The sequence below is a fragment of the Exiguobacterium sp. SL-9 genome, from assembly GCF_004336985.1.
In the GTDB taxonomy this organism is placed as follows: domain Bacteria; phylum Bacillota; class Bacilli; order Exiguobacteriales; family Exiguobacteriaceae; genus Exiguobacterium.
The window spans coordinates 300,973-322,056 of the sequence record NZ_SJUO01000001.1; the positions used below are offsets into that span (position 1 = coordinate 300,973).

Genomic DNA, 21,084 nt, shown 5'->3' on the forward strand with positions numbered 1-21,084 from the left:
CAAAACGTGCGAAAGCGCTTAAATCCCAATACAAAAAGGGACAGGAGGCCCCCGTCCCTTTTATCGTCATCAAACGTGTGATGCTTCAGTGGCGAACCAGAGTGACAATTCACGCTCTGCGCTCTCCACGCTGTCTGAACCATGGATGACGTTTTGTGACATCGTCGAGGCCAAGTCGCCACGAATCGTTCCAGGTTGCGCATCGAGCGGATTCGTCTTCCCGATCATCAATCGAGAGACAGCGACGATGTTCTCGCCTTCCCACTCCATCGCCACAACAGGACCAGACGTTAAAAAGTCGACCAGCTCTCCAAAGAACGGCTTTTCTTTATGTTCCGCGTAATGCGATTGTGCGACTTCTACTGACGGTGTCAATAACTCGAGACGATTCAACGTATAGCCTTTATGTTCGAAGCGCGAAATGATTTCCCCAATCAATCCACGTTTCACACCATCCGGTTTCACCATTAAAAATGTTTTTTCCATTCCCCTAATCCCCCTAAATCAATATGTGTACCATGTACGTTATTAGTTTACACGGTCACCGTCATTATTGAAAGGGTTTACAAGGTCCTAATTACCATTTTCGTTTTCCGATATATTCCGCAATCTCGATCAGCGAACGTTTGTCTGGCACGTCCGGTAACCCGTCGAGACGTCGGATCGCTCGGTTCACATAACGGTCAATCGTCCGTTGACTTCGCTCGAGCGTCCCGTTACGCTGCACTTCACGAACGAGCGTGTGCGTCAAGGAAGAGTCAGACGAGTGACTGACTTGTTGCAACCGGTCAAAGAAGTCCGGATTTTCCGCGGAATAGAAGAGCGGTAACGTCTTATGACCGTGTTTCAAATCTTCTCCTACCGGTTTCCCCAGTTGAAAACTCTTCGCTGTGAAATCGAGCAAGTCGTCCGTCATTTGAAACGCCATCCCGATATCATAGCCGAACAATCGCAACTGTTTGACGACGTCAGGTGATGCTCCCGAGACGACAGCACCAGCCGCACAACTCGTCTCAATCAACAGTGCCGTCTTGCGGGCGATTCGGTCGAGGTATCGTTTCGGGGATTGACCCCAATCATATTGGTCTTGGATTTGATTGATTTCCCCGACACAGATGAGTTCCATTGTGTCAGCCATGATTTGCATCACGTCTGGAGAGTCAATCTCAGAGACGAGCCGAATCGCTTCACCGAACAACGTATTGCCCGTATACATCGCGACCCGCTCATCGTAACGTTCCATGACGGTCGGTTTGCCGCGTCGTAGTTTGGCGTCATCGATGACGTCGTCATGGACAAGCGAGGCCATGTGAATCAGTTCTAGACTCGCCGCCACTTTCGTCAATCGAATATCTTTCGTTTGTCCGAATCCGGCGCTGAGCAGGACGAACGCCGGACGAATCCGTTTCCCGCCTGCGTCTAAAAGTTGTTTCGAAGCCGCCTCGATGACCGGATGATCGGTTTGGACTCGCGTCGACAAGAACCGGTCGATGTGTTCAATCTCTCGGTTCATGTGGCGATAAAGTCGCTTCAAAGACATCGGTCACCACTTCTTTCCTAAGTGCATGGCACACGCACCGCCGGAGAACGTCTTCACTTCGACTTGTTCGAACCCTGCCGTCTCAAACATCCGTTTTAGCGTCAACCGGTCCGGGAATTGATCGGTCGATTCTTGAAGCCACTTATATTGATCATACGAGCCGGCAAACACTTTGCCGAACAACGGCATGACCGACCCGAAATAAAACCGATATAGCTCGCTGAAGAGCGGTGCCGTCGGTTGGCTCGTCTCGAGACAGACGACCGTACCACCCGGTTTCAACACACGATGCATCTCACGGAGCACCGTCATGTAATCGGGCACGTTGCGGAGACCAAAACCAATTGTCACATAATCGAACGAGTGGTCGCCGAACGGCAATGCCATCGCATTCCCATGGATGAGTTCAATTGTTGGATATGCCTCCACTTTTTCTTGTCCGACCGCGAGCATGTTCTCGGAAAAATCGAGACCTTTGACGACGCCGGTGTTCCCGGCCGCCTCGGCGAGTTGGATTGTCCAGTCAGCCGTCCCACAACAGACGTCGAGACATTTAGCCCCCGGGAACACTTGCATGCGACGCATCGTCGCTTTGCGCCACCATTTATGCAAACGGAAGCTGATGATCGAGTTCATCGTATCGTAGCTCGGTGAGATTGATTGAAACACGTCATATACTTTTTGCTCTTTTTCTTTCGGTTGCAATACGTAACATCCTTTCCGTTCTAAGCGACAGCGTGCGCCAGGAGCGTCGATAGCTGTTCTCGTTGTTCTTGGCGAAGTTCCGCCGCCTTTCGTTCGATGATCGTTTTTCCGTAAGCGGTCAAGTAAGCCTGACCGATCACTTCAGAAAACGTTTTGATCAATCCGAAGTTCGCTTCCATCCACGTCGTGACAGGCACATCCGTATCTAACGCGAGCGTACACTTCGCCCCGTTGACGAGCTGGACCGTCCGGCCGAAGCGACTGCTATAGTCTGCAGGAAATAGGGCCAGAATTTTATAAAATTGAGCCGAGGCATAATCGCCGGCGAGCACTTTCAGTTGCCGTTCGAGCGATCCGTTCGGGCTATCCTTTACTTGATCGTGCAGTTCGAGCGCTTGGTGCGCAAAATACGTCGCAAGCACGAGCTGACGTTGTTGATTCGATTCGATTTCAATCATCTCGACCATCCAACGAAGTAAAGGCATGTCGACTGCGGGTACAATCTCGTGTCTCGTCAAATACGGATGGGTCATGCGTTCTTCGATTTGACGAGCAAGGTCGGTGACAACGGTTTCGTATGTCATCTGTTCCATGCTATCCCCCCTCGTCCTCTTCGTTGTCATTCTGACATAGTATAGCACATTTTTGTCACATTCACGCCATGTGAACTCGCTTTGAGGCACAAAAAAGCCGCCTTTCGGCGACTTATGTATTGCACATTATTTGACCGCATCTTTGAGCGCTTTACCTGCTTTGAAGGCAGGAACTTTGCTCGCCGGGATTTCGATATCTTCTTTTGTACGTGGGTTACGGCCTTTACGGGCAGCACGTTCACGAACTTCAAAAGTACCAAAACCGATCAATTGAATTTTATCACCGTTTTGGAGTGCTTCAGTGATAGATTCGAATGTAGCTTCTACAACTTGTGTAGCTTCTTTTTTCGAAACGTTTGCTTTCTCCGCAACTGCTTGGATCAATTCAGTTTTGTTCATCACGATTCACCTCCTCTCACAGGGAGTTTACGGGATTAATCATATCGTACAAACGTTGATATGACAACATTTTTTAAGTGAAAAGCCTATATTCGACCGGTTCTGACAATCAGTTGTTTAAAAACTCGACCTCACCTTGTTCATTAATCGTGTACCCTTGCGAATAAGCAGGGGCGAACGGGGAGTCATTATAAAGCAAATACCGAATGTCTTCCCCGACTTTTGGCTCTACATCCGTGTTCTCAAGGGCGGCTTCAAGGTCGGTCCGGTAATCGACAAATAATTGTCCGCTCCCATCGACATAGATCGGCAACTCGGTTTCGGTGTATGGACTCGGGACCGTCGGCTCTTCCGAGACGAAGATGAGGTCATAGTCGATTGTGAACTGATTTTTGCCGACCGAGCCGTCAAACGGGAATTTCCCTTCTTTGGCCCGGAAAGCGTTGATGTTCGTCTGTAACGTTTGCAACCGTTCGGTCACGCGCAAATCAATGAGTTTGACAGTCGGTTCGGTCTCAGCATCCACAAGGACGTATAAAAACAGTCCGCCCCCTTCGAAACTGTTCGCCGGAGGATCGGCCAAATAACCAGGCACGAGACGGGCGAACTCGATGGGATAGCGCTCCATCAGAGGCGTTTCAGCCGGTTTCGTTTTGATTGGCAAAACACCGGTCGTCTCTTTGAACGAGTCGACAGCCGTCTGGACCGATTTCAATTGATCTTCATACGGGACGTTATCGACCCGGTTCGAGTCCGGGAACATACATCCACTGAGCACGGTCGCCGCCAAAAGACTAGCGACCAACAAAATCCGTTTCACGTGTTACCCTCCTGTCGGTCCCGAAGCGACCACATAAATCATAATGATCGTTCCGAATAAAAATATGACGAATGCGATGACGCGGACGAGCGCCGCAAACCATCCTGAAAGCTTCGTATGGCTGACTGCAACCATGAGCGCGGCGATGGCAAACGCTCCAATCCCCGCAAATGAAATCCACATCTTGATGAGTGACGGTGTCACGTCTATCCCCTCGACTTTCTCTTTAATTCTTTCTCCGTACATAAGTGTAGCAAAAAAAACAAAGGAACTGAACGAAAACGTCAGTCCCTTTGCTCTTCGCCGCCTTCAAAGTGGAAGACTTCTTCCATCTCATGCTTCTGCGGGCGTCTCATTAACTTTTGTACCTCATCATGCGGGCTCTTGCCTTCGAACAACACGTTGTAAAGGGCTTCCGTGATTGGCATCTCGATACCGGCTTCCCGAGCGAGCGTATGCGCCGCCTCACAGGCACGAACCCCTTCGACGACCATGCCCATGTGACCGAGCACGTCCTCGAGTTTCTCACCGCGACCAATCGCGTTCCCGGCACGCCAGTTACGGCTATGCTGGGACGTGGCCGTGACAATCAAATCACCGATCCCGGTCAAGCCCGAAAACGAAGCCGGGTTGGCGCCAAGTTTGACTCCGAGCCGCGCGATTTCAACGATTCCGCGCGTCATCAGGGCCGCTTTGGCGTTATCGCCATACCCGAGGCCATCGGTCATCCCTGCTGCGAGCGCGATGATGTTTTTAAGGGCACCCCCATACTCCGCCCCGATCACGTCCGAGTTCAAATACACCCGGAACTGATCGTTCGTGAGTAACTCTTGAATCTCATCGGCCACGTCCAAGTCCTCGCAGGCAATTGTGATCGTCGTCAATTTACGGACGGCCACTTCCTCTGCATGCGTCGGACCTGTCAACACACCGATGGCCCGACGTTTCGACGGATCGATTTCTTCGGCGATAATCTCCGACAGACGTTTGTGCGTCTTCGGCTCGATTCCTTTGGCGGCATGCACGAGGACGACCGGCTCCGTGAGAAGTGCGTTCAACTCACGAGACACTGGACGAATCGCCGAGCTCGGGACGACGAGGAACACGATCGAGCGGCCAGCGACCGCTTCTGCCAAGTCCGTCGTCGCTCGAATCGAGGTCGGTAACGGTGCATCTTTTAAATACGTCGAGTTCGTATGGTCGGTATTGATTTCATGCACATGCTCTTCTTCACGTCCATAAAGCAGGACGTCATGTCCGTTGTCAGCGAGGACGAGCGATAACGCCGTTCCCCAACTCCCTGCACCGATGACAGCAACTTTTGCCATAGAAGGCACCCCCATTACTAGTTTTTCTGACGCGCCACGATATGAATTGGTGTACCAGTGAAGTCAAATGCGCGGCGAATCTGGTTGTCTAGATAACGTTTGTACGAGAAGTGAAGCAACTCTGGATCGTTGACGAACAACACGAACGTCGGCGGCTCGATGGCCACTTGCGTCGCGTAGTTAATCTTGAGTCGTTGTCCTTTGTCCGTCGGTGTCGGGTTCATCGCGACAGCGTCAACGATGACGTCGTTCAACACGCTCGTCGAAATCCGACGGCGGTGTGAATCAGCCACTTCTTTGACGACCGGCAGAAGCGTCTGAAGACGTTTCGACGTAAGCGCCGACAAGAATACGATTGGAGCATAGTCGAGGAACAAGAACTCCTTGCGGATTTTCTCTTCCATCTTTTTCATCGTCTTATCGTCTTTGTCGACGGCATCCCACTTGTTGACGACGAGCACGATGGCTTTCCCCGCTTCGTGGGCGAGTCCAGCGACGCGTTTGTCTTGCTCGATGATGCCTTCTTCGCCGTCGATGACGACGAGGACAACGTTCGAGCGTTCGATTGCCTTCTGGGCACGCATGACGCTGTAACGCTCGGTTGACTCATATACTTTTCCGCGTTTACGCATCCCGGCTGTGTCGATGATGACGTACTCTTGACCGTCCCGTGTGAACGGTGTATCGATGGCATCACGAGTCGTCCCCGCGATATCCGAGACGATGACGCGTTCTTCACCGAGAATCGCATTCGTCAAGCTCGATTTCCCAACGTTCGGACGTCCGATGAGTGAGAATTGGATCACTTCTTCGTTATACTCGTAGTCATCTTTATCTGGTGCCAAATCGAGCACTTTATCGAGCAAATCCCCGAGACCGAGGCCGTGCGTCCCTGAAATCGGGAACGGGTCGCCGAATCCGAGCGAATAGAACTCATACATGAGCTCGCGCATCTCGAAGTTGTCGACTTTGTTGACAGCGAGGACGATCGGTTTGTTCGAACGGAATAACAAGTTCGCTACTTCTTCGTCTGCTGCTGTAATGCCTTCGCGTCCGTTCACCATGAAGATGATGACGTCCGCTTCATCGATTGCAAGCTCGGCCTGATGGCGCATTTGAACGAGAAGCGGCTCGTCACCGACCTCGATTCCACCTGTATCGATTAAATGAAACTTACGGTTCAACCACTCACCCGTCCCGTAAATGCGGTCGCGTGTTACCCCCGGCTTGTCATCGACGATCGACACGCGATCTCCGATAATCCGGTTGAAAATCGTGGATTTCCCAATATTCGGGCGGCCTACGATGGCCACTGCTGGAATTCCCATATAAACACCTCTCTAACTTTCATTCAATAACTTATCGTTTCTAATTGCAACTGTACTATCATATCACAGCCATATTTCTGTGACCATACAAAAAGAAGCGGGAGTCTGGCTCCCGCTTGAACGATCGTCTTATTTAGAATCGTCCGAGGTCTCTTCTCCTGTCAACTCAGAGACAGAGAAACCTCCTTGGTCACTATACTCGTCAAGCAACGATTGGTCCGCGTCTTCACGCGTTGAATCGCTCGATTCAAGAGCACGCATCGAAAGCGAAATCTTTTTCTCGTCAAGATGGACGTCGAGCACTTTTACTTTCACGTCTTGACCTTCTGATAACACTTCAGACGGTGTCGCGATGTGTCGATTCGCAATTTGCGAGATGTGTAGCAACCCTTCGACTTGCGGCGCGACTTCAACGAATGCGCCGAACGTGACGAGACGTTTGACTTTCCCATCGATCACGTCGCCCGGTTGAATTTTGCCTTCTACCGATTCCCAAGGTCCTGGCTGCGTCTCTTTAATCGACAACTTCACTTTCTCGTTGTCGAGGTCAAGTCCTAGGACTTTCACTTTGACCTTGTCCCCTTCAGTTACAACATCGCTCGGTTTCTCAACCCGGCTATGGGCCATCTCCGAAATATGAACGAGGCCGTCAACGCCGCCGATATCGACAAACGCTCCGAAATCAGTGAGACGTTGAACCGTCCCTTCAATGATTTGACCGACTTCAAGCGACTCGAGCGTCTCCGCTTTCTTCGCGCTCATTTCCGCTTCGGCAACTGCTTTATGCGACAAGATGACACGATTTTTCTCGCGGTCGATCTCGACGACTTTAACCGTAATCGGTTTATTCAAATAGGATGAGAAGTCTTCGACAAAGTGGTTCTCTACGAGCGAAGCCGGGATAAATCCACGGATACCGATGTCAACGACAAGTCCACCTTTGACCTTGTCTTTCACCATGACTTCGAATACTTCACCAGATTCGAATTTCTCGACGATTTGATCCCAAGCTGCCTCGGCATCGACGTCTTTCTTCGAAACGACCACTTCTTCGTCCGTGACCTTTTTCACTTTGACACGGATTTCGTCGTTAACATGGAGTGATTCGTTTAAATCGTCTAAATGCATGCTTGATACTTCACTGATTGGTAAAATTGCCTCGGTTTTATAACCGATATCGATTAACGCTTGCTTGTCCTCGATTTTGACGACAGTACCGGTCACAATTTGACCCCGATTAATCTCAAAATCAGGCATATCTTTCATTTCTTCGACCATTCCAACACTACCCCCTCACGATGAGTACAAAAAGGAGCGCCCAAAGGCGCTTACACCTAGTATAAACTTCTTATAATTCGAAAGATTTGTCAAGGTGTTATCAGGTTAGTTCCTCTCCTAGCAATAGATTAAACCTGAAATTAGCGAACGTTCCGTGAATGCTGCATGTACAAATCACCGATTGTGGCCATAATCAAATCTGCCGCCGTTTGCGCACTCGCCTTCTCCGCTTTCAACGCGCTCAAGTCGACCGGCTTGCCGATCACGACCTTAAGCTTCGAACGGAACTTGTACGTCCCAATAATGGCCACCGGGAGCACCGATGTCTCCGAACGGAGCGCGAAGAACCCGACCCCGGCCTGGGCTTTGCCGAGCGTCCCGTCTTTCGAGCGTGTGCCCTCAGGAAAGATCGAGATGACCTCATCTTCCTTTAATTTTTGCAAAACGACCCGGAGCGCCTGGCGATCGCCTTCTCCGCGTGAAACCGGAATTTGGCCGGCGCGATTTAAGATATGTTTCAATACCGGCACTTCAAACAGTTCTTTTTTAGCAAAAAATCGGAGCTGACGTTGTTTCGGCATCGCCCCGGCGAGTAACACCGGGTCCCAGTTCGATTGGTGATTTGAGCAGACGATCATGGATCCGTCGAGCGGAACGTTTTCACGTCCGATATATTCGACGCGAAAACTTAATCTGCGAATGATATTGACGACCGCAACTGCAAGACGATACATGCCGAACGGTCCGTTGTTTAACGGTTTCATCGTCCAATCACCTGCTTCATCAATTGTTCGATCGCTTCGACGACCCCATCAATCGACAATTCAGTCGTGTCAAGGAAATGTGCATCATCCGCTTGGCGAAGCGGGGCGACATCGCGTTCTGAGTCACGCTTATCGCGGAGGGCGATCTCGAGCTGTAACTGTCCGAGGTCGCTCGGCAATCCCTTCGCCACGTTCTCTTCATGCCGACGACGGGCCCGTTCTTCGACCGTAGCCGTCATAAATACTTTCAAGTCCGCCCCAGGTAAGACGTGCGTGCCGATATCACGACCATCCATGACGATTCCGCCTTTGCTGGCGAGGTCTCGTTGCAAGTCCATAAGGGCGGCCCGCACTTCCGGTTGGCGCGCGACGAAACTGACGTTGTTCGTCACTTCACTCGTCCGGATGACCTCGGTCACTTCTTCGGTACCATCGAACACGCGTTGACCGTCCTCAGATGGGACGAGCCGTAAATCCATGTTGTCAATCATCTCGGCAAGCATCGGGCCGTCTTCGAGACCGACGCCGTCTTGAAGCGCGCGATACGTGACGGCGCGATAAATCGCGCCCGTATCGATATAGACGTATCCTAATTTTTTGGCGAGTGTTTTCGCAATCGTGCTTTTCCCAGCCCCAGCCGGTCCATCTAATGCAATCTGTAACGGTTTATTCATAAAAATCGGGTATCGGCTCATCCCGATACCCGCCTCCTCTCGGTCATTTGTTCCGAGAACATCATACCAGTTTTTTATCGTGAAGAAAATACGGAGCCGGTCCGTTTTCTCGCTTCGAGCTGGGCTCGGAAGCAATAACGCAAAATCGTCTCTTGGTCCCGAGATGATAATTCTTCAAAGCAAAGGGATAATTCTTGTTTGACTGCCTGTTCATGAATGCGAACGAGGCGACTCTTGACACGGAACGTCTGCGGTACGCCACGGTCGTCAGCGATATGAAACGAGACGATGATTGACTCGTCGACCGCGACCGGGGTTCGGTTCGCCACGATTCGCATACCTCCGGCCGACACGTCGAGCGACGTCGTCTCAAACGACGGGAACGCTTGGCCATCTTCTGCGGATACGGTCACGTTGATCATTTCCGGGACCCGCAAATACTCGCGGCGCTGCACGCGTCTAATTTTCTTTTCATCCGGCACGTTGAACGCGTAGCGAAGCGTCAACTGCGCATCGCTCACCCGTCTCGTCACGACCGTGTCGAACGCATAGAGCTGTTCTTCGCCTACGAAGAAATAGACGCGCATCGATTCGTCTTCGTGCAAGAAAAATGTCTTCAACGTATCTGTCTCACTCGGGGACTCGATCCAGACGATTTGGTCATTAATGGCCGCAATTTTCGTCTTCCCTTCTTTTCTCCCTTCAACTTCTATCCGTAACTCTTGACCTACTTTTAACATGAAACGATTCCCCTTTTATTCTATTTGTATTGGCGATGATTGGAGCGATTGGCGGTCCGCACGAGTAAGAGCGCGACCATCCAAAGCACGACGATATAGACGACGGCCGGCACTTTGTTCATCGGTTCGACGAGCAGGATATAGTCGAACATGCCGTGCAATAGCGTAGCTGCCATGACCGCCGTGAATAGCCAAAACCGTTCATGGGTGGAATGTTTAGCCCGACCGAGACAAAACCCCATGACGACAGCGAAGAGCGCATGACCGCTCACCGGCAACACGGCACGCCAAATCGCGATTTCAATCGAGTCGTATACCCATAAATATAGAAAATTCTCTAATGTGGCAAAGCCGAGTGAACAGGCGACCGCATAGAGAATCCCGTCGTAGTAATCATCGAAGACTTTATGTATGTATATTGTATAATAAATCATGAACCACTTAAAAAACTCTTCCAATAGCGCGGTGGCCACGAACGCCTTCCAAAACGGGCCCACGAGCACCCCTTCTTCCACGAACGCATACTGCACGAACATGATCGGAAAGACGAGAATGGCCCCGGCGACGAACGAACGGATCACATAGCCGAGCGGTTCCGCTTCCAACTCATGGCGGAGATAGAAGTAGGAAAGAAGGGCGAACCCTGGCGCAACCGCAGACAAGGCGATTGCAATCATGATGCATCTCTCCTCTCTCACGTTAAGCATACACTGAAATAGAGGAAAGAAAAAGTAGGTCGCACCTAGAAAATGGAAGAAACGAACAAAAAAGTTGGAGGTCTGTTATGAATCATTTGTTACTCATCCACACCGGCGGTACGATCGCCATGTCTCAATCGGGGTCGGGACACGTCATGCCGAGCGAGGTCAATCCGATTGACGCGACATTACCGAAAGCGACGGACATCGCGAACATCACGACGAAACATTTTTCGAACATCCCGTCACCGCACATGACACCGGAAAAAATGCTCGAGCTCGCCCAGTTCATCAATCAACAACTGACGCAAGACACGTACGACGGGGTCGTCATCACGCACGGGACCGACACACTCGAAGAGACAGCCTACTTCTTACAAATCACACTCGGTGCGCCGGTACCGATCGTCTTGACCGGAGCGATGCGCTCGTCGAACGAAGTCGGTTCGGACGGCGAATTCAATCTGATCACGGCGCTTCGGGTCGCCCAAAGTGATGTCGCACGCGGTAAAGGGGTGCTCGTCGTCTTCAACGGAGAGATTCACTCCGCGTTCAACGTGACAAAAACGCACACGTCCTCGGTCGACACGTTCAAATCGGTCCACTTCGGGAACGTCGGCATGGTGACGAAAGATCACGTCCTCATCTACAGTCAGCCGACGACGAAACAACCAAAGATGATACCCTCGATCACAAAGCGGGTCGCGGTATTGAAAGTCGTCGCCGGGATGGAGCCGGATTTGATCGAGGCCGTGCACGCGCTCGGCTATGATGGACTCGTGCTTGAAGTGCTCGGGCAAGGAAACGTCCCGCCGTCGATCGTCCCGGCGCTCGAAATGCTCGTCGAACGGATGCCGGTCGTCATCGTCAGCCGCTGTTTTAATGGAATCGTCCAAGACGTGTACGGTTACGTCGGCGGAGGCCAACAACTCAAAGAGATGGGCATCATCTTCTCGAACGGATTGAACTCACAAAAAGCGAGACTCCGCCTCCTCGTCGAGCTTGAAGCAGGATCGTCCCAGGCGGTCATGGAGCACAGCTTTAGCTTCCAACATTGAGTTGGCGACTTGCCAACCGATTCGTCCTTCCATACAATGAGGGATGAGGTGATTTCATTGAATAAACATGCTATCGTCGTCGGCGCCGGACCGTGTGGGCTGTCGGCTGCGATTGAGTTAGAGCGTATCGGCATCTCGTGCACGGTCATCGAGCGCGGCAATATCGTCGACGCCATCTATCGGTATCCAACTCATCAGACGTTCTTCTCGTCTGCCAATTTGCTTGAAATCGGGGATATCCCGTTCATCTGTAAAGATTTGAAACCGCGTCGTCAAGATGCACTCGTCTATTACCGGGAAGTCGTCAGCCGGACCGGGCTCGACGTCCAACCCTTTGAGACGGTCGAAGCAGTGGTGCGTACCGAGGACGGCTTCCTCGTCCGGTCACATCATGATCGCGATGGCGCCAAAGAGCGTAAGGCCGACTATGTCATCCTGGCCACGGGCTATTACGGACGCCCTCGTACGCTCGACGTCCCGGGTGAAGAATTGCCGCACGTCACGCATTACTTCAAAGAGGCGCATCCGTTCTACCGTCAACGCGTGACCGTCATCGGCGGAAAAAACTCCGCGGTCGATGCGGCCATCGAGCTCGAGAAAGCCGGAGCCCACGTTACGGTACTCTATCGCGGGGACGGCTATAGCCCGTCTGTCAAACCGTGGGTGCTGCCAACGTTCGACTCGCTCGTCCGCCACGACAAGGTCCGCCTCGAGCTCGAGGCGGAGATTGTACGGATTGAGCCGCATCACGTCGTCTATCGTCAACACGGCGAAGAACTCCGACTCGAGACCGACCACGTGCTCGCCATGACGGGCTACTTGCCCGACCACGGGCTGTTCGCCGATGCCGGGGTTCAAGTCGACGAGGAGACAGGCGTGCCCGCATTTGACGACATGACGTTCGAAACGAACGTTGACGGCTTGTTCATCGCCGGTGTCGTCGCCGCCGGAAATGATGCCAATAAGATTTTTATCGAGAACGGCCGGTTCCACGGCCAAGCCATTGCCGAGACGCTTCGGGAGCGTAACGGTGTGACAACGTAATCGACAAAAAGAGGGAGAACCTGATGCCAGGCTCTCCCTCTTTTTTGCTGTCTGATTATACCCAACCGCGGAAACGCGACGCTTCGGCCATCTTACGTACACCGACCATATAGGCGGCGAGACGCATATCGACCTTCCGGGCCGACGACGTGTTGTATACCGTATTGAACGAGTGGACGAGCACTTTCTCAAGCTTCTCTTCCACTTCCTCTTCCGTCCAATAGTAACCTTGGTTGTTTTGGACCCATTCAAAGTACGAGACGGTCACCCCGCCGCTCGACGCGAGCACGTCTGGAACGAGCAGGATGCCGCGTTCTGTCAAGATACGGGTCGCTTCGTTCGTCGTCGGTCCGTTGGCGGCCTCGACGACGATCGATGCCTTGATGTGATCGGCGTTGTCTTCAGTGATTTGATTCTCGATCGCGGCCGGGACCAAGATGTCGCAGTCGAGTTCGAGCATTTCTTTATTCGAAATCGTGTTCTTGAAGAGCGTCGAAATCGTCCCGAACGAATCTCGACGATCCAGAAGATACGGGATATCGAGGCCGTTCTCATCGTGAATCGCACCATATGCATCGCTGACGGCGATCACTTTCGCACCGGCGTCATGCATGAACTTCGACAAGAAGCTCCCGGCGTTCCCGAATCCTTGGACGACGACACGCGCCCCTTTCAACTCGATCCCTCGGCGCAGCGCTGCTTCCCGGATCATGATGGCGACACCTTTTGCCGTGGCCGTCTCACGTCCATGCGAGCCACCGAGGACGAGTGGTTTACCCGTGATGAAACCGGGTGAGTTGAATTCATCGATGCGGCTATACTCATCCATCATCCACGCCATAATTTGCGAGTTCGTGAACACGTCCGGAGCTGGGATATCTTTCGTCGGTCCGACGATTTGACTGATGGCTCGGACATAACCTCGGCTCAATCGTTCGATTTCACGGAAACTCATCTCACGCGGATCACAGACAATCCCGCCTTTACCGCCACCGTATGGAAGGTCGACAATTCCGGCCTTCAAGCTCATCCAGACCGACAACGCCTTCACTTCGACTTCCGTCACGCTCGGGTGGAAGCGAATGCCACCTTTCGTCGGCCCGACCGCGTCGTTATGTTGCGCCCGGTATCCTGTGAAAATCTTTGTCGATCCGTCATCCATACGTACCGGGATGCGGACGGTCAACATCCGAAGCGGCTCTTTCAAGAGCTCGTACATCTCTTCTGGATACCCAAGTTTATCAAGCGCCTCGTGTATCACTTCTTGTGTCGATTCAAGGATGTTTTTTCGTTTTTGATGACCTTTTTCTTGATCCGTAATCATGAAGGTTTCCTCCCCTAAATTGTCAATTCTCCCCCAAGAATCAACCTCGTATTCGTTTAAAAGTATAGCTGATACGCGCCCAATTTGAAAGGCTTTTACAAAAATAATGAAAGCGTTTTCTAAAACAAAAAAGAAGGGTGGGTCCCTTCTTACTTGTCCAGTGCCAGTTCAATGAATCGCTCTAACAGCTCACCGTACGAAATTCCGACAGCACGGGCGCTGTCTGGGAACAAGCTGAGCGGTGTCATACCCGGGAGCGTGTTCGTCTCTAAAATATAAGCGAGTCCCGTTTCAGAAACGAGGAAGTCCGAACGAGAATAACCGCTACATCCGAGGGCACGGTGTGCTTTGATGGCAGCCGTTTGAACTTCCTCGGTCAACGCATCCGGCAACTCAGCCGGACAGACGTGAATCGACCCGCCTTCTGAATACTTCGACTCATAGTCATAAAACTCATTTTTCGGGATGATTTCGATGACCGGCAGTGCGGTCTCGGCCCCGTGATTCCCAAGAACAGGCACCGTCAACTCACGGCCTTTAATATATTGTTCGACCAACACGGCCGTATCACACGCGAACGCTTTGTCGATCCCTTGACGAAGCATCGCTTCGTCCATCGCGATCGTCAATCCGTTCGATGACCCTTCTTGAGCAGGCTTGACGACGCACGGGAACTCAGCGCCCCACTCAGCGATTTTCGCGTCGATATCGTCACCCGTCTCGATAAGGACGTCACGGGCGATGCGGATGCCGGCAGCGGCGAATATGATTTTCGCACGGGCTTTGTCCATCGCCAGCGCTGACGCCAAGACACCTGATCCCGTGTACGGCAATCCGGCCATCTCTAACAGTGACTGGACGCGTCCGTCTTCTCCATATTTCCCATGCAGGGCGCTCACGACGACATCGGCTTGAAGCGTCAATAGCTCATCAGCCCGGTCCGGGTGAAAATCAATCGCCACGACCTCGTGCCCGCGTTCTTCGAGCGCCTCGATCATTCCTTTACCACTCGTGAGCGACACTTCCCGCTCACCTGATACACCACCATATAATACCGCGACTTTCATCAAATCTCTCCTTCGGCTAACATCTCAAAAATTCAAGTTTTATCATACCATGTGTCGGGTGAAAACAATAGAAACAGAACAGTTAAAAAGCCGTACTTACGCGAACGTATCGTACAGCTGTTTCACGGCTTGTTCAGTTTGAATCGTCTTGCCGTATTCCATCATGACGTACGGACTGACAGTCGTCGTGCGCCCGTACTCCGACAAGATGGCGGCCAAGCGCTCCTCGACGTCCGGTTTGAGCACTTCGACAAAATGTAAATAATAGCGTCCATCATAATGGTAAAGCGCCCCACCCTGCTCCGTCTGTTGCATATGTGGGAATAGACGGACCGAGGCGTTGATGACGTCCTCAATATCCTCAAACTGATAAATCAGATGATGAATCACATCAATCGTGAGCCGAATCTCGACTTGTTCTTGATCCGATTCCGGGGCGGCCGCTTCGACTTTTTGAACGTCAATGACGAGTCCGTCGCGGGGAAACATCGTCACGTTCAAGTCGACAGTACCTTGGGGCATGAAGCCGAATTCCGCCTCCGCTGTCTCGAGCAATTCCCGCCATAGGTCTTGGCCGCTCTCTCCGACAATCGTATCGATGGCAATCCCTCGAACAGAAAGGTCGCTCGCGGTCAAATATACCCTTAAATGTTCTTTAGTTTGCTTTTCAAATCTCAAACGAAAACCTCCAAAGATTAATCAATCCTACTTTATAAGCTACTCTCGTTTGTTCAACCTGTCAAATAGTTGACAACCACTCAGTCCATGCTTCAGGCGTATCACCGAGGAAGGCCGATCCAAACTCGGATGCGTGAAGGCTGACCGCATATCCCCCGGCTCCGATGACAAGATCCGGATGGTCGGCTTGGATAAAGCGCATCGCTTCTTTTAGACCTTCAAGATGTTCCGTCAATGTGCAGGAGAAAATCAAGCACTTCGCGTCGATATCGTGCAACGCCTCGTTTAAATCTTCTTTCGGGAAGCCTGCACCAAGGAAGATCACATCATACCCGTATTGGCGCAAATAAAGCGTCACGAACAACAGGCCGATCTCGTGCATCTCGCCTGGGGAACACACACAAATGATCCGCGGTAAAAATGGATTCATCGGCATCTGTAAGGAGAGCGTCGACAAACGAGCCCGCAAAAAAGCGGTCGCAAAGTGCTCATGCGCAATCGTGATGTCCCCATTCTCCCAACGCGTCCCGATTTCCATCAACAACGGACCGATGATGTCTTTCGTGACCTTTTCAAAGCTGAACGTATTAAAAGCACGATTGATCAAATCGTGCGCCTTGCGTTCGTCAAACGAAAGTAACGCCTCGAGCAACCCATCCATTAATTCCTCGTCATAGAGGCGGGCAGGCTTCGGCTTCGGGGCAACATGTAGTTGTTGAATCGCTTGGGATACGGTCAAGCCTTCCCGTTGTTTCTCAACGACCCATTTAATCTTTTCGACGTCTTGGTCGGAATACAGTCGGTGGCCGGATTCGGTCCGGCTCGGCACAATAAATTGATAGCGGCGTTCCCACGCCCGAATCGTCGTCGGGTTGACCCCGGTGAGAGACGCGACCGTCTTAATGGAGTACTTCGGCACAGCAGCCCCTCCTTTCCTACAGGTTCTTCTTTTTTAGTATAGACCCATCCGAAGCGCTTTACCTGTTTTATTGTGCAATTCTTGTGAGAAATTGGCGAGATTGAGCAGATCCGTCTGACCGAACGAAGTACGTAATAAAAAATACGACGTCCCCGTCGTATTGTCAGAAAAATAAGGTGTGACGACCTATATATAAAAATACAAGAATAATGGCAAACATCGTCAATGTCAGCATCATAGCGAGCGGCCGCTTTAGCCAATTATCGTTCAATTTTTCTTTGCGCTCATGCTCTTGCCGTTCAGCGCGAGACGGCAACGTGTCCACCACTTGTTCACGCAGTGAGTCCGCTTGGTTCCGATATCGCAACGTGTGCCCTCCTTTACCTTTTTTATCATTTTACTATGATATCATTCAAAGGAGAAGATGCGAGCCAACCGATGTTTCCAATCTGTCACATTTTTAGACACAGGTTGAACCGACGGCGGGAACACGATTTCCCCACAGACGTCACAACAATCGGCTTGTTTGACCGGTTGTTCCGAGAAGTAGTTCAACAAGTAGTCACGCCGACACGTTTTGATGAGGGCATAGTCCATCATCTGCCCGAGTTGACGATACCGAGCCCGCTTTCTATCTTTTACCCAATCAATCGCCTCGGCAAGCGTCCGCTCGGCGAGCATTTGACTCAACAAGCCCCAGACCGGGTCTTCCTCGTTCAATCGCAACAGGCGCGGCAACTGGGCAAGGCTCGTGCCGTTGTCACGTTCCAAATAAGCGAGACGGATATCTTTGTCTTTTGGATATTGTTGGTCAATCAAAAACTGTTGGATGCGTTCGTCACCCTCAGCATAAAGTAAGACGGCAAAAGCAGGGTTTCCGTCACGTCCGGCACGTCCAATCTCTTGCATATACGCCTCGAGCGTGGCCGGGACCTGATAATGGATGACCGACCGGACGTTATCTTTATTCACACCCATCCCGAACGCACTCGTACATACCATGATGGCGACTTCATCTCGTAAGAATTGCGACTGCACGAGCCGGCGGTCCTCAGTCGACATGCCACCATGATAAAACAAGGCGTCATCGAGGTGGAGGGCGAGCGCTTCTGCCTCACGCCGAGTCGCCGTATAAATGACGGCCGGTTTCGGAACATCGTGGACGAGTTCGCTCAACCGTCGCATCTTATCCTCCGATTCGAGGCGTTCGACAATCAGACGAATCTCGGGACGGTTGGCCGAATGGACAAACTGTGACGGCGAGAACAGCGCCAACTTCTCGATAATGTCACGTTTTACCGCCTCCGGCGCTGTCGCGGTGACGGCCATGCATTGCGGACTGCCGAGCTGTTTTCGCAATTCGCCTAAGCGGGCATACTCAGGCCGGAACTCGTGACCCCACTGCGAGATACAGTGCGCCTCGTCGACGACGAGCATTTGAATTTTCGTCCGTGCGAGCGCCCGCGTCACGTGCGGCACGGCGAGTTGCTCGGGCGATAAATATAAGAAGCGGTAACGTTTCAAATGGTTCAAGATGTCTTGCTTCTCTTCGAGTGTCTCCATCGACGTCAATCGCGCCACCCCACGCTCGCCTCGTTCGCGGATATGGAGCATCTGGTCCTCGATGAGCGACAAGAGCGGCGACACGATGATCGTCAGCCCGTCATTTTTAATATAAGACGGGAGTTGGAACGTCAACGACTTGCCAGCCCCGGTCGGCATAATGGCGAGCACGTCTTGCCCGTCGGCGACCGCATCGATTACCTCACGCTGTCCCGGACGAAAAGTGTCATAGCCGAACACCCGCTTCAACGTCTTTTCAAACAAATGTCTCACCTCGTTTCAATCGTGCGAACACCAATCGGATTTGATAATAACTGATTCCGTCGACTTGTTCAAAAATCGGCTTGAGCGCCCAGCTCGACTCGTCACGCAGCTGCTCGACTTGCTTGATTTGTTCGAGTGGAACGAATTGATCGAGCGGGAACTCGTCTAAATACATCGCCATCTCGACGACGTGGTCCTCAATTGTGCTCGTACGCAACCGCCGCTGTGATTGGACTTGTTGGAACGATCGGCCGGCCAAAAACTGTTCATACGATTCCCGCGCCGACAACGTCATCCGTTCGCTCGATAAACCGTGAGCGAAGCCGAGCAGCTTTGCGTCCCGCGGCAACTTCCACAAGAGCGCGTTCCAGCCGGCCAAAAAGTAGAGTCGGGCCGTCCGCGCATCGACGTCCAAGAGCGCCGCGATTTGTTCATACGTGTATCCCGTCTCGAACGCGCCCGTGAATCGATAGACGACGGCGGTCGCATATGGGTCTCCGACTTCTTCAAGCGCTGTCTCAAGCTCCTGATGAAAGCTGTGAATCAGCGGTTGCCACTCCCGCTCGGTCCGGACGATCTGTTTGACCCAACGTTCAGCTAACCGATCGGCCTGGACCGGGTAGAACGTCCGCTCGTGCTCAAGCGACATGAACGTCTGGACGAACAAGCTGAGCCGTTTCCACGTCATCGTCGTATAATCCCGGTATTCACCGCCGAGACGGTCGAACAGGTCACTGACGGCCTCGGGAGACGCTAGCATCTTGCCGGCATCGGTCAACGTGAAACTCGAACGGTTGAGCCAGCCTCGTTTTTCGAACGAAGCGAGCAACTTTTCATAGTCGTACTTCGTATAGGGGAACAATCCAAAAATCGGTTCCAAGTCATAAAAAAAGGCGTCTTGCAGCGTCGTCGCCGAACGTTTTCCGTTCAATACATGAAACAAACTACGCTCACTGCGCTCCCCTTTCAAACGCTCGATCGAGAGCAATAACACCCCGTCCGCTAAATGAACCATCGTTCCACCTCCTCGGTCAAAATTATGCTTCCAAAACGTTATTCGTTTCCTCATTGAAATATTTGGGTATGTAGACTACAATTACTCATAGTCAGTAGAAAATCATTTCTATGCAGAGAGACGAAACGTATGGAGGGTTACAAATGGCAAAATTTACGATTGTTGATAAAGATACATGTATCGCATGTGGGGCCTGCGGAGCAGCCGCCCCGGACATCTTCGACTATGATGACGAAGGCCTCGCGTTCAACTTGATGGACGACAACACGGGTACGATTGAAGTCCCGGACGAATTGAGTGAGGACTTGATGGACGCTTTCGAAGGATGTCCGACCGACTCGATCAAAGTCGCGGACGAATCGTTCGACGGCGACGCGCTCAAGTACGAATAAGCGAGACATGTGTGCCTCATAGGCGCACATGTCTTTTTTTATCGAGCCGCTGACCGGAAACCGGCCTCACGCGCTTCTTCTTCCGTACAGAACATCGCCTCGGGGATGGTTCGCTCATAGCTCGCCCCGCCCGGAACGTGATAAATCTTCTCTCCGTCCCGATTGATATTCCCTTTGATGTCGCAATCGTCCGTGTCCCGTGCCGGTTTGGCCGGCTCGGTCGCCTCATGGTCAAAGCCATTGCCTGTCACATAATCCTCAAGACTCCAAATCCCAAGCAACTCTTTACGCGCGGCCCGTTCGACCTCCCGGAACGCATCGATGTGTTGCGTGTTCGGCGCATACACATAGGCAACACGCGCCAGACCTCGGCGCAACAATTCCTCGTTTAGCATCGCATCGTCATACCAAACGTAAGCGAGCGTCCGTTGATAACGATCATAGCGCCCGACGTCATATTCGAGCGTGATCGTATCCCCTTCCGGTAACCAACGTTCGACGAACGATTTCGCATCCTCCCCGAACGGTTGGACTGGTAGCGTCGGATGGCTCGTTTCCGGCGTATCGACAAGCAAGAGACGAATCGACTCGGTCGCCCCGTTCTCGAACTCGACTTTGAGCGTATCGCCATCGATGACGCGGTCGAGCGTGACCGTCTCGGTCTTACCGAGCGGCCGTTCGACAAGTTGTGAGACCGACGCCGAGGGGAATTCGGACTCTAGTTCAACGAGCGATTCCGGCGGGTCGATCTGTTCGGCGAACCAGTCATCAACGGAGCAGCCCGCGAGCGAAACGCTCAACGCGACAGCCATCAGCAGTTGCCACCATTTTTTCAATTGTCTCACCTCTACACCAGTATAACAAAAAAGGTTGTTTGACTTAAGCGTCAAACA

The 21,084-nt window shown here is 52.1% G+C and carries 25 protein-coding genes; 3 read left to right on the forward strand and 22 right to left on the reverse strand.

The window, feature by feature from the left end; translation table 11 throughout:
* Window positions 1-69: 69 nt before the first annotated feature.
* The 14 genes from ndk to prsW all read right to left on the reverse strand — a co-directional run bounded on the left by ndk (window position 70) and on the right by prsW (window position 10,846).
* Window positions 70-486 carry a nucleoside-diphosphate kinase gene (gene ndk, locus EVJ34_RS01585; protein WP_114165613.1) on the reverse strand — a complete coding sequence of 139 codons (417 nt, stop codon included), beginning with the start codon at window positions 484-486 and terminating at the stop codon, window positions 70-72.
* Window positions 487-577: 91 nt separating this feature from the next.
* Window positions 578-1,540, reverse strand: a complete 963-nt coding sequence (locus tag EVJ34_RS01590; protein WP_131434049.1) for a polyprenyl synthetase family protein — start codon at window positions 1,538-1,540, stop codon at window positions 578-580.
* A 3-nt stretch (window positions 1,541-1,543) separates the two neighbouring features.
* Complete coding sequence (locus EVJ34_RS01595; protein WP_131484544.1) at window positions 1,544-2,245, reverse strand: demethylmenaquinone methyltransferase; 702 nt, start codon at window positions 2,243-2,245, stop codon at window positions 1,544-1,546.
* Between the two features lie 20 nt (window positions 2,246-2,265).
* Window positions 2,266-2,838 (reverse strand): heptaprenyl diphosphate synthase component 1, encoded by a 573-nt coding sequence (locus EVJ34_RS01600; protein ID WP_131434045.1) that lies wholly within the window; start codon window positions 2,836-2,838, stop codon window positions 2,266-2,268.
* Window positions 2,839-2,964: 126 nt separating this feature from the next.
* A complete protein-coding gene (locus EVJ34_RS01605) occupies window positions 2,965-3,237 on the reverse strand; it encodes an HU family DNA-binding protein (RefSeq protein ID WP_021067196.1) in 273 nt (90 codons plus the stop codon).
* A gap of 109 nt (window positions 3,238-3,346) precedes the next feature.
* Window positions 3,347-4,057 carry a hypothetical protein gene (locus tag EVJ34_RS01610; RefSeq protein WP_131434043.1) on the reverse strand — a complete coding sequence of 237 codons (711 nt, stop codon included), beginning with the start codon at window positions 4,055-4,057 and terminating at the stop codon, window positions 3,347-3,349.
* A 3-nt stretch (window positions 4,058-4,060) separates the two neighbouring features.
* Window positions 4,061-4,261, reverse strand: a complete 201-nt coding sequence (locus EVJ34_RS01615) for a DUF2768 family protein (RefSeq protein ID WP_114165607.1) — start codon at window positions 4,259-4,261, stop codon at window positions 4,061-4,063.
* An 80-nt stretch (window positions 4,262-4,341) separates the two neighbouring features.
* On the reverse strand, window positions 4,342-5,385 hold the full coding sequence (locus EVJ34_RS01620; protein ID WP_131484545.1) for an NAD(P)H-dependent glycerol-3-phosphate dehydrogenase: 1,044 nt from the start codon (window positions 5,383-5,385) through the stop codon (window positions 4,342-4,344).
* 17 nt (window positions 5,386-5,402) lie between these two features.
* Window positions 5,403-6,713, reverse strand: a complete 1,311-nt coding sequence (gene der / locus EVJ34_RS01625; protein ID WP_131434039.1) for a ribosome biogenesis GTPase Der — start codon at window positions 6,711-6,713, stop codon at window positions 5,403-5,405.
* A gap of 129 nt (window positions 6,714-6,842) precedes the next feature.
* Complete coding sequence (gene rpsA, locus EVJ34_RS01630) at window positions 6,843-7,991, reverse strand: 30S ribosomal protein S1 (RefSeq protein WP_034777315.1); 1,149 nt, start codon at window positions 7,989-7,991, stop codon at window positions 6,843-6,845.
* Window positions 7,992-8,131: 140 nt separating this feature from the next.
* Window positions 8,132-8,755 carry a lysophospholipid acyltransferase family protein gene (locus tag EVJ34_RS01635; RefSeq protein ID WP_131434037.1) on the reverse strand — a complete coding sequence of 208 codons (624 nt, stop codon included), beginning with the start codon at window positions 8,753-8,755 and terminating at the stop codon, window positions 8,132-8,134.
* Complete coding sequence (gene cmk / locus EVJ34_RS01640) at window positions 8,752-9,429, reverse strand: (d)CMP kinase (protein WP_131434308.1); 678 nt, start codon at window positions 9,427-9,429, stop codon at window positions 8,752-8,754. Before cmk ends, EVJ34_RS01635 begins: the two co-directional genes overlap by 4 nt.
* 74 nt (window positions 9,430-9,503) lie before the next feature.
* Window positions 9,504-10,169, reverse strand: coding sequence for a flagellar brake protein (locus EVJ34_RS01645; RefSeq protein ID WP_131484546.1), 666 nt, complete (start codon window positions 10,167-10,169; stop codon window positions 9,504-9,506).
* 20 nt (window positions 10,170-10,189) lie between these two features.
* Complete coding sequence (gene prsW, locus EVJ34_RS01650) at window positions 10,190-10,846, reverse strand: glutamic-type intramembrane protease PrsW (RefSeq protein ID WP_131434033.1); 657 nt, start codon at window positions 10,844-10,846, stop codon at window positions 10,190-10,192.
* A 107-nt stretch (window positions 10,847-10,953) separates the two neighbouring features.
* On the opposite strand from prsW, the gene EVJ34_RS01655 reads away from it, so the two are divergent.
* Together EVJ34_RS01655 and EVJ34_RS01660 are read left to right on the forward strand one after the other, a co-directional pair.
* Window positions 10,954-11,925, forward strand: coding sequence for an asparaginase (locus EVJ34_RS01655; RefSeq protein ID WP_131434031.1), 972 nt, complete (start codon window positions 10,954-10,956; stop codon window positions 11,923-11,925).
* A gap of 36 nt (window positions 11,926-11,961) precedes the next feature.
* On the forward strand, window positions 11,962-12,969 hold the full coding sequence (locus tag EVJ34_RS01660) for a YpdA family putative bacillithiol disulfide reductase (protein ID WP_131484796.1): 1,008 nt from the start codon (window positions 11,962-11,964) through the stop codon (window positions 12,967-12,969).
* A 55-nt stretch (window positions 12,970-13,024) separates the two neighbouring features.
* Here EVJ34_RS01660 and EVJ34_RS01665 read toward each other — a convergent pair whose 3' ends face one another.
* The 7 genes from EVJ34_RS01665 to EVJ34_RS01695 form a co-directional block, all read right to left on the reverse strand.
* Window positions 13,025-14,293 carry a Glu/Leu/Phe/Val family dehydrogenase gene (locus EVJ34_RS01665; protein ID WP_131434029.1) on the reverse strand — a complete coding sequence of 423 codons (1,269 nt, stop codon included), beginning with the start codon at window positions 14,291-14,293 and terminating at the stop codon, window positions 13,025-13,027.
* 149 nt (window positions 14,294-14,442) lie between these two features.
* Window positions 14,443-15,360, reverse strand: a complete 918-nt coding sequence (locus EVJ34_RS01670) for a D-alanine--D-alanine ligase (protein WP_131434027.1) — start codon at window positions 15,358-15,360, stop codon at window positions 14,443-14,445.
* A 96-nt stretch (window positions 15,361-15,456) separates the two neighbouring features.
* Window positions 15,457-16,038 carry an adaptor protein MecA gene (locus EVJ34_RS01675; RefSeq protein WP_131484547.1) on the reverse strand — a complete coding sequence of 194 codons (582 nt, stop codon included), beginning with the start codon at window positions 16,036-16,038 and terminating at the stop codon, window positions 15,457-15,459.
* Between the two features lie 61 nt (window positions 16,039-16,099).
* Entirely contained in the window at window positions 16,100-16,957 is an 858-nt protein-coding gene (locus EVJ34_RS01680) for a MerR family transcriptional regulator (protein WP_131434023.1), read from the reverse strand.
* 163 nt (window positions 16,958-17,120) lie between these two features.
* The gene (locus tag EVJ34_RS01685; protein WP_131484548.1) at window positions 17,121-17,324 is read right to left on the reverse strand and encodes a hypothetical protein; all 204 of its coding nucleotides are present in this window, start codon (window positions 17,322-17,324) and stop codon (window positions 17,121-17,123) included.
* Between the two features lie 41 nt (window positions 17,325-17,365).
* A complete protein-coding gene (locus tag EVJ34_RS01690; protein ID WP_131484549.1) occupies window positions 17,366-18,793 on the reverse strand; it encodes a RecQ family ATP-dependent DNA helicase in 1,428 nt (475 codons plus the stop codon).
* A complete protein-coding gene (locus tag EVJ34_RS01695; protein ID WP_236636611.1) occupies window positions 18,777-19,799 on the reverse strand; it encodes a YpbB family protein in 1,023 nt (340 codons plus the stop codon). Before EVJ34_RS01695 ends, EVJ34_RS01690 begins: the two co-directional genes overlap by 17 nt.
* A 143-nt stretch (window positions 19,800-19,942) precedes the next feature.
* Between EVJ34_RS01695 and EVJ34_RS01700 the strand changes: the two genes are divergently transcribed.
* Entirely contained in the window at window positions 19,943-20,191 is a 249-nt protein-coding gene (locus EVJ34_RS01700; protein ID WP_131434017.1) for a ferredoxin, read from the forward strand.
* 38 nt (window positions 20,192-20,229) lie between these two features.
* On the opposite strand, the gene EVJ34_RS01705 is transcribed toward EVJ34_RS01700, so the two are convergent.
* Window positions 20,230-21,036, reverse strand: coding sequence for a thermonuclease family protein (locus EVJ34_RS01705; protein WP_131484550.1), 807 nt, complete (start codon window positions 21,034-21,036; stop codon window positions 20,230-20,232).
* Window positions 21,037-21,084 lie beyond the last annotated feature (48 nt).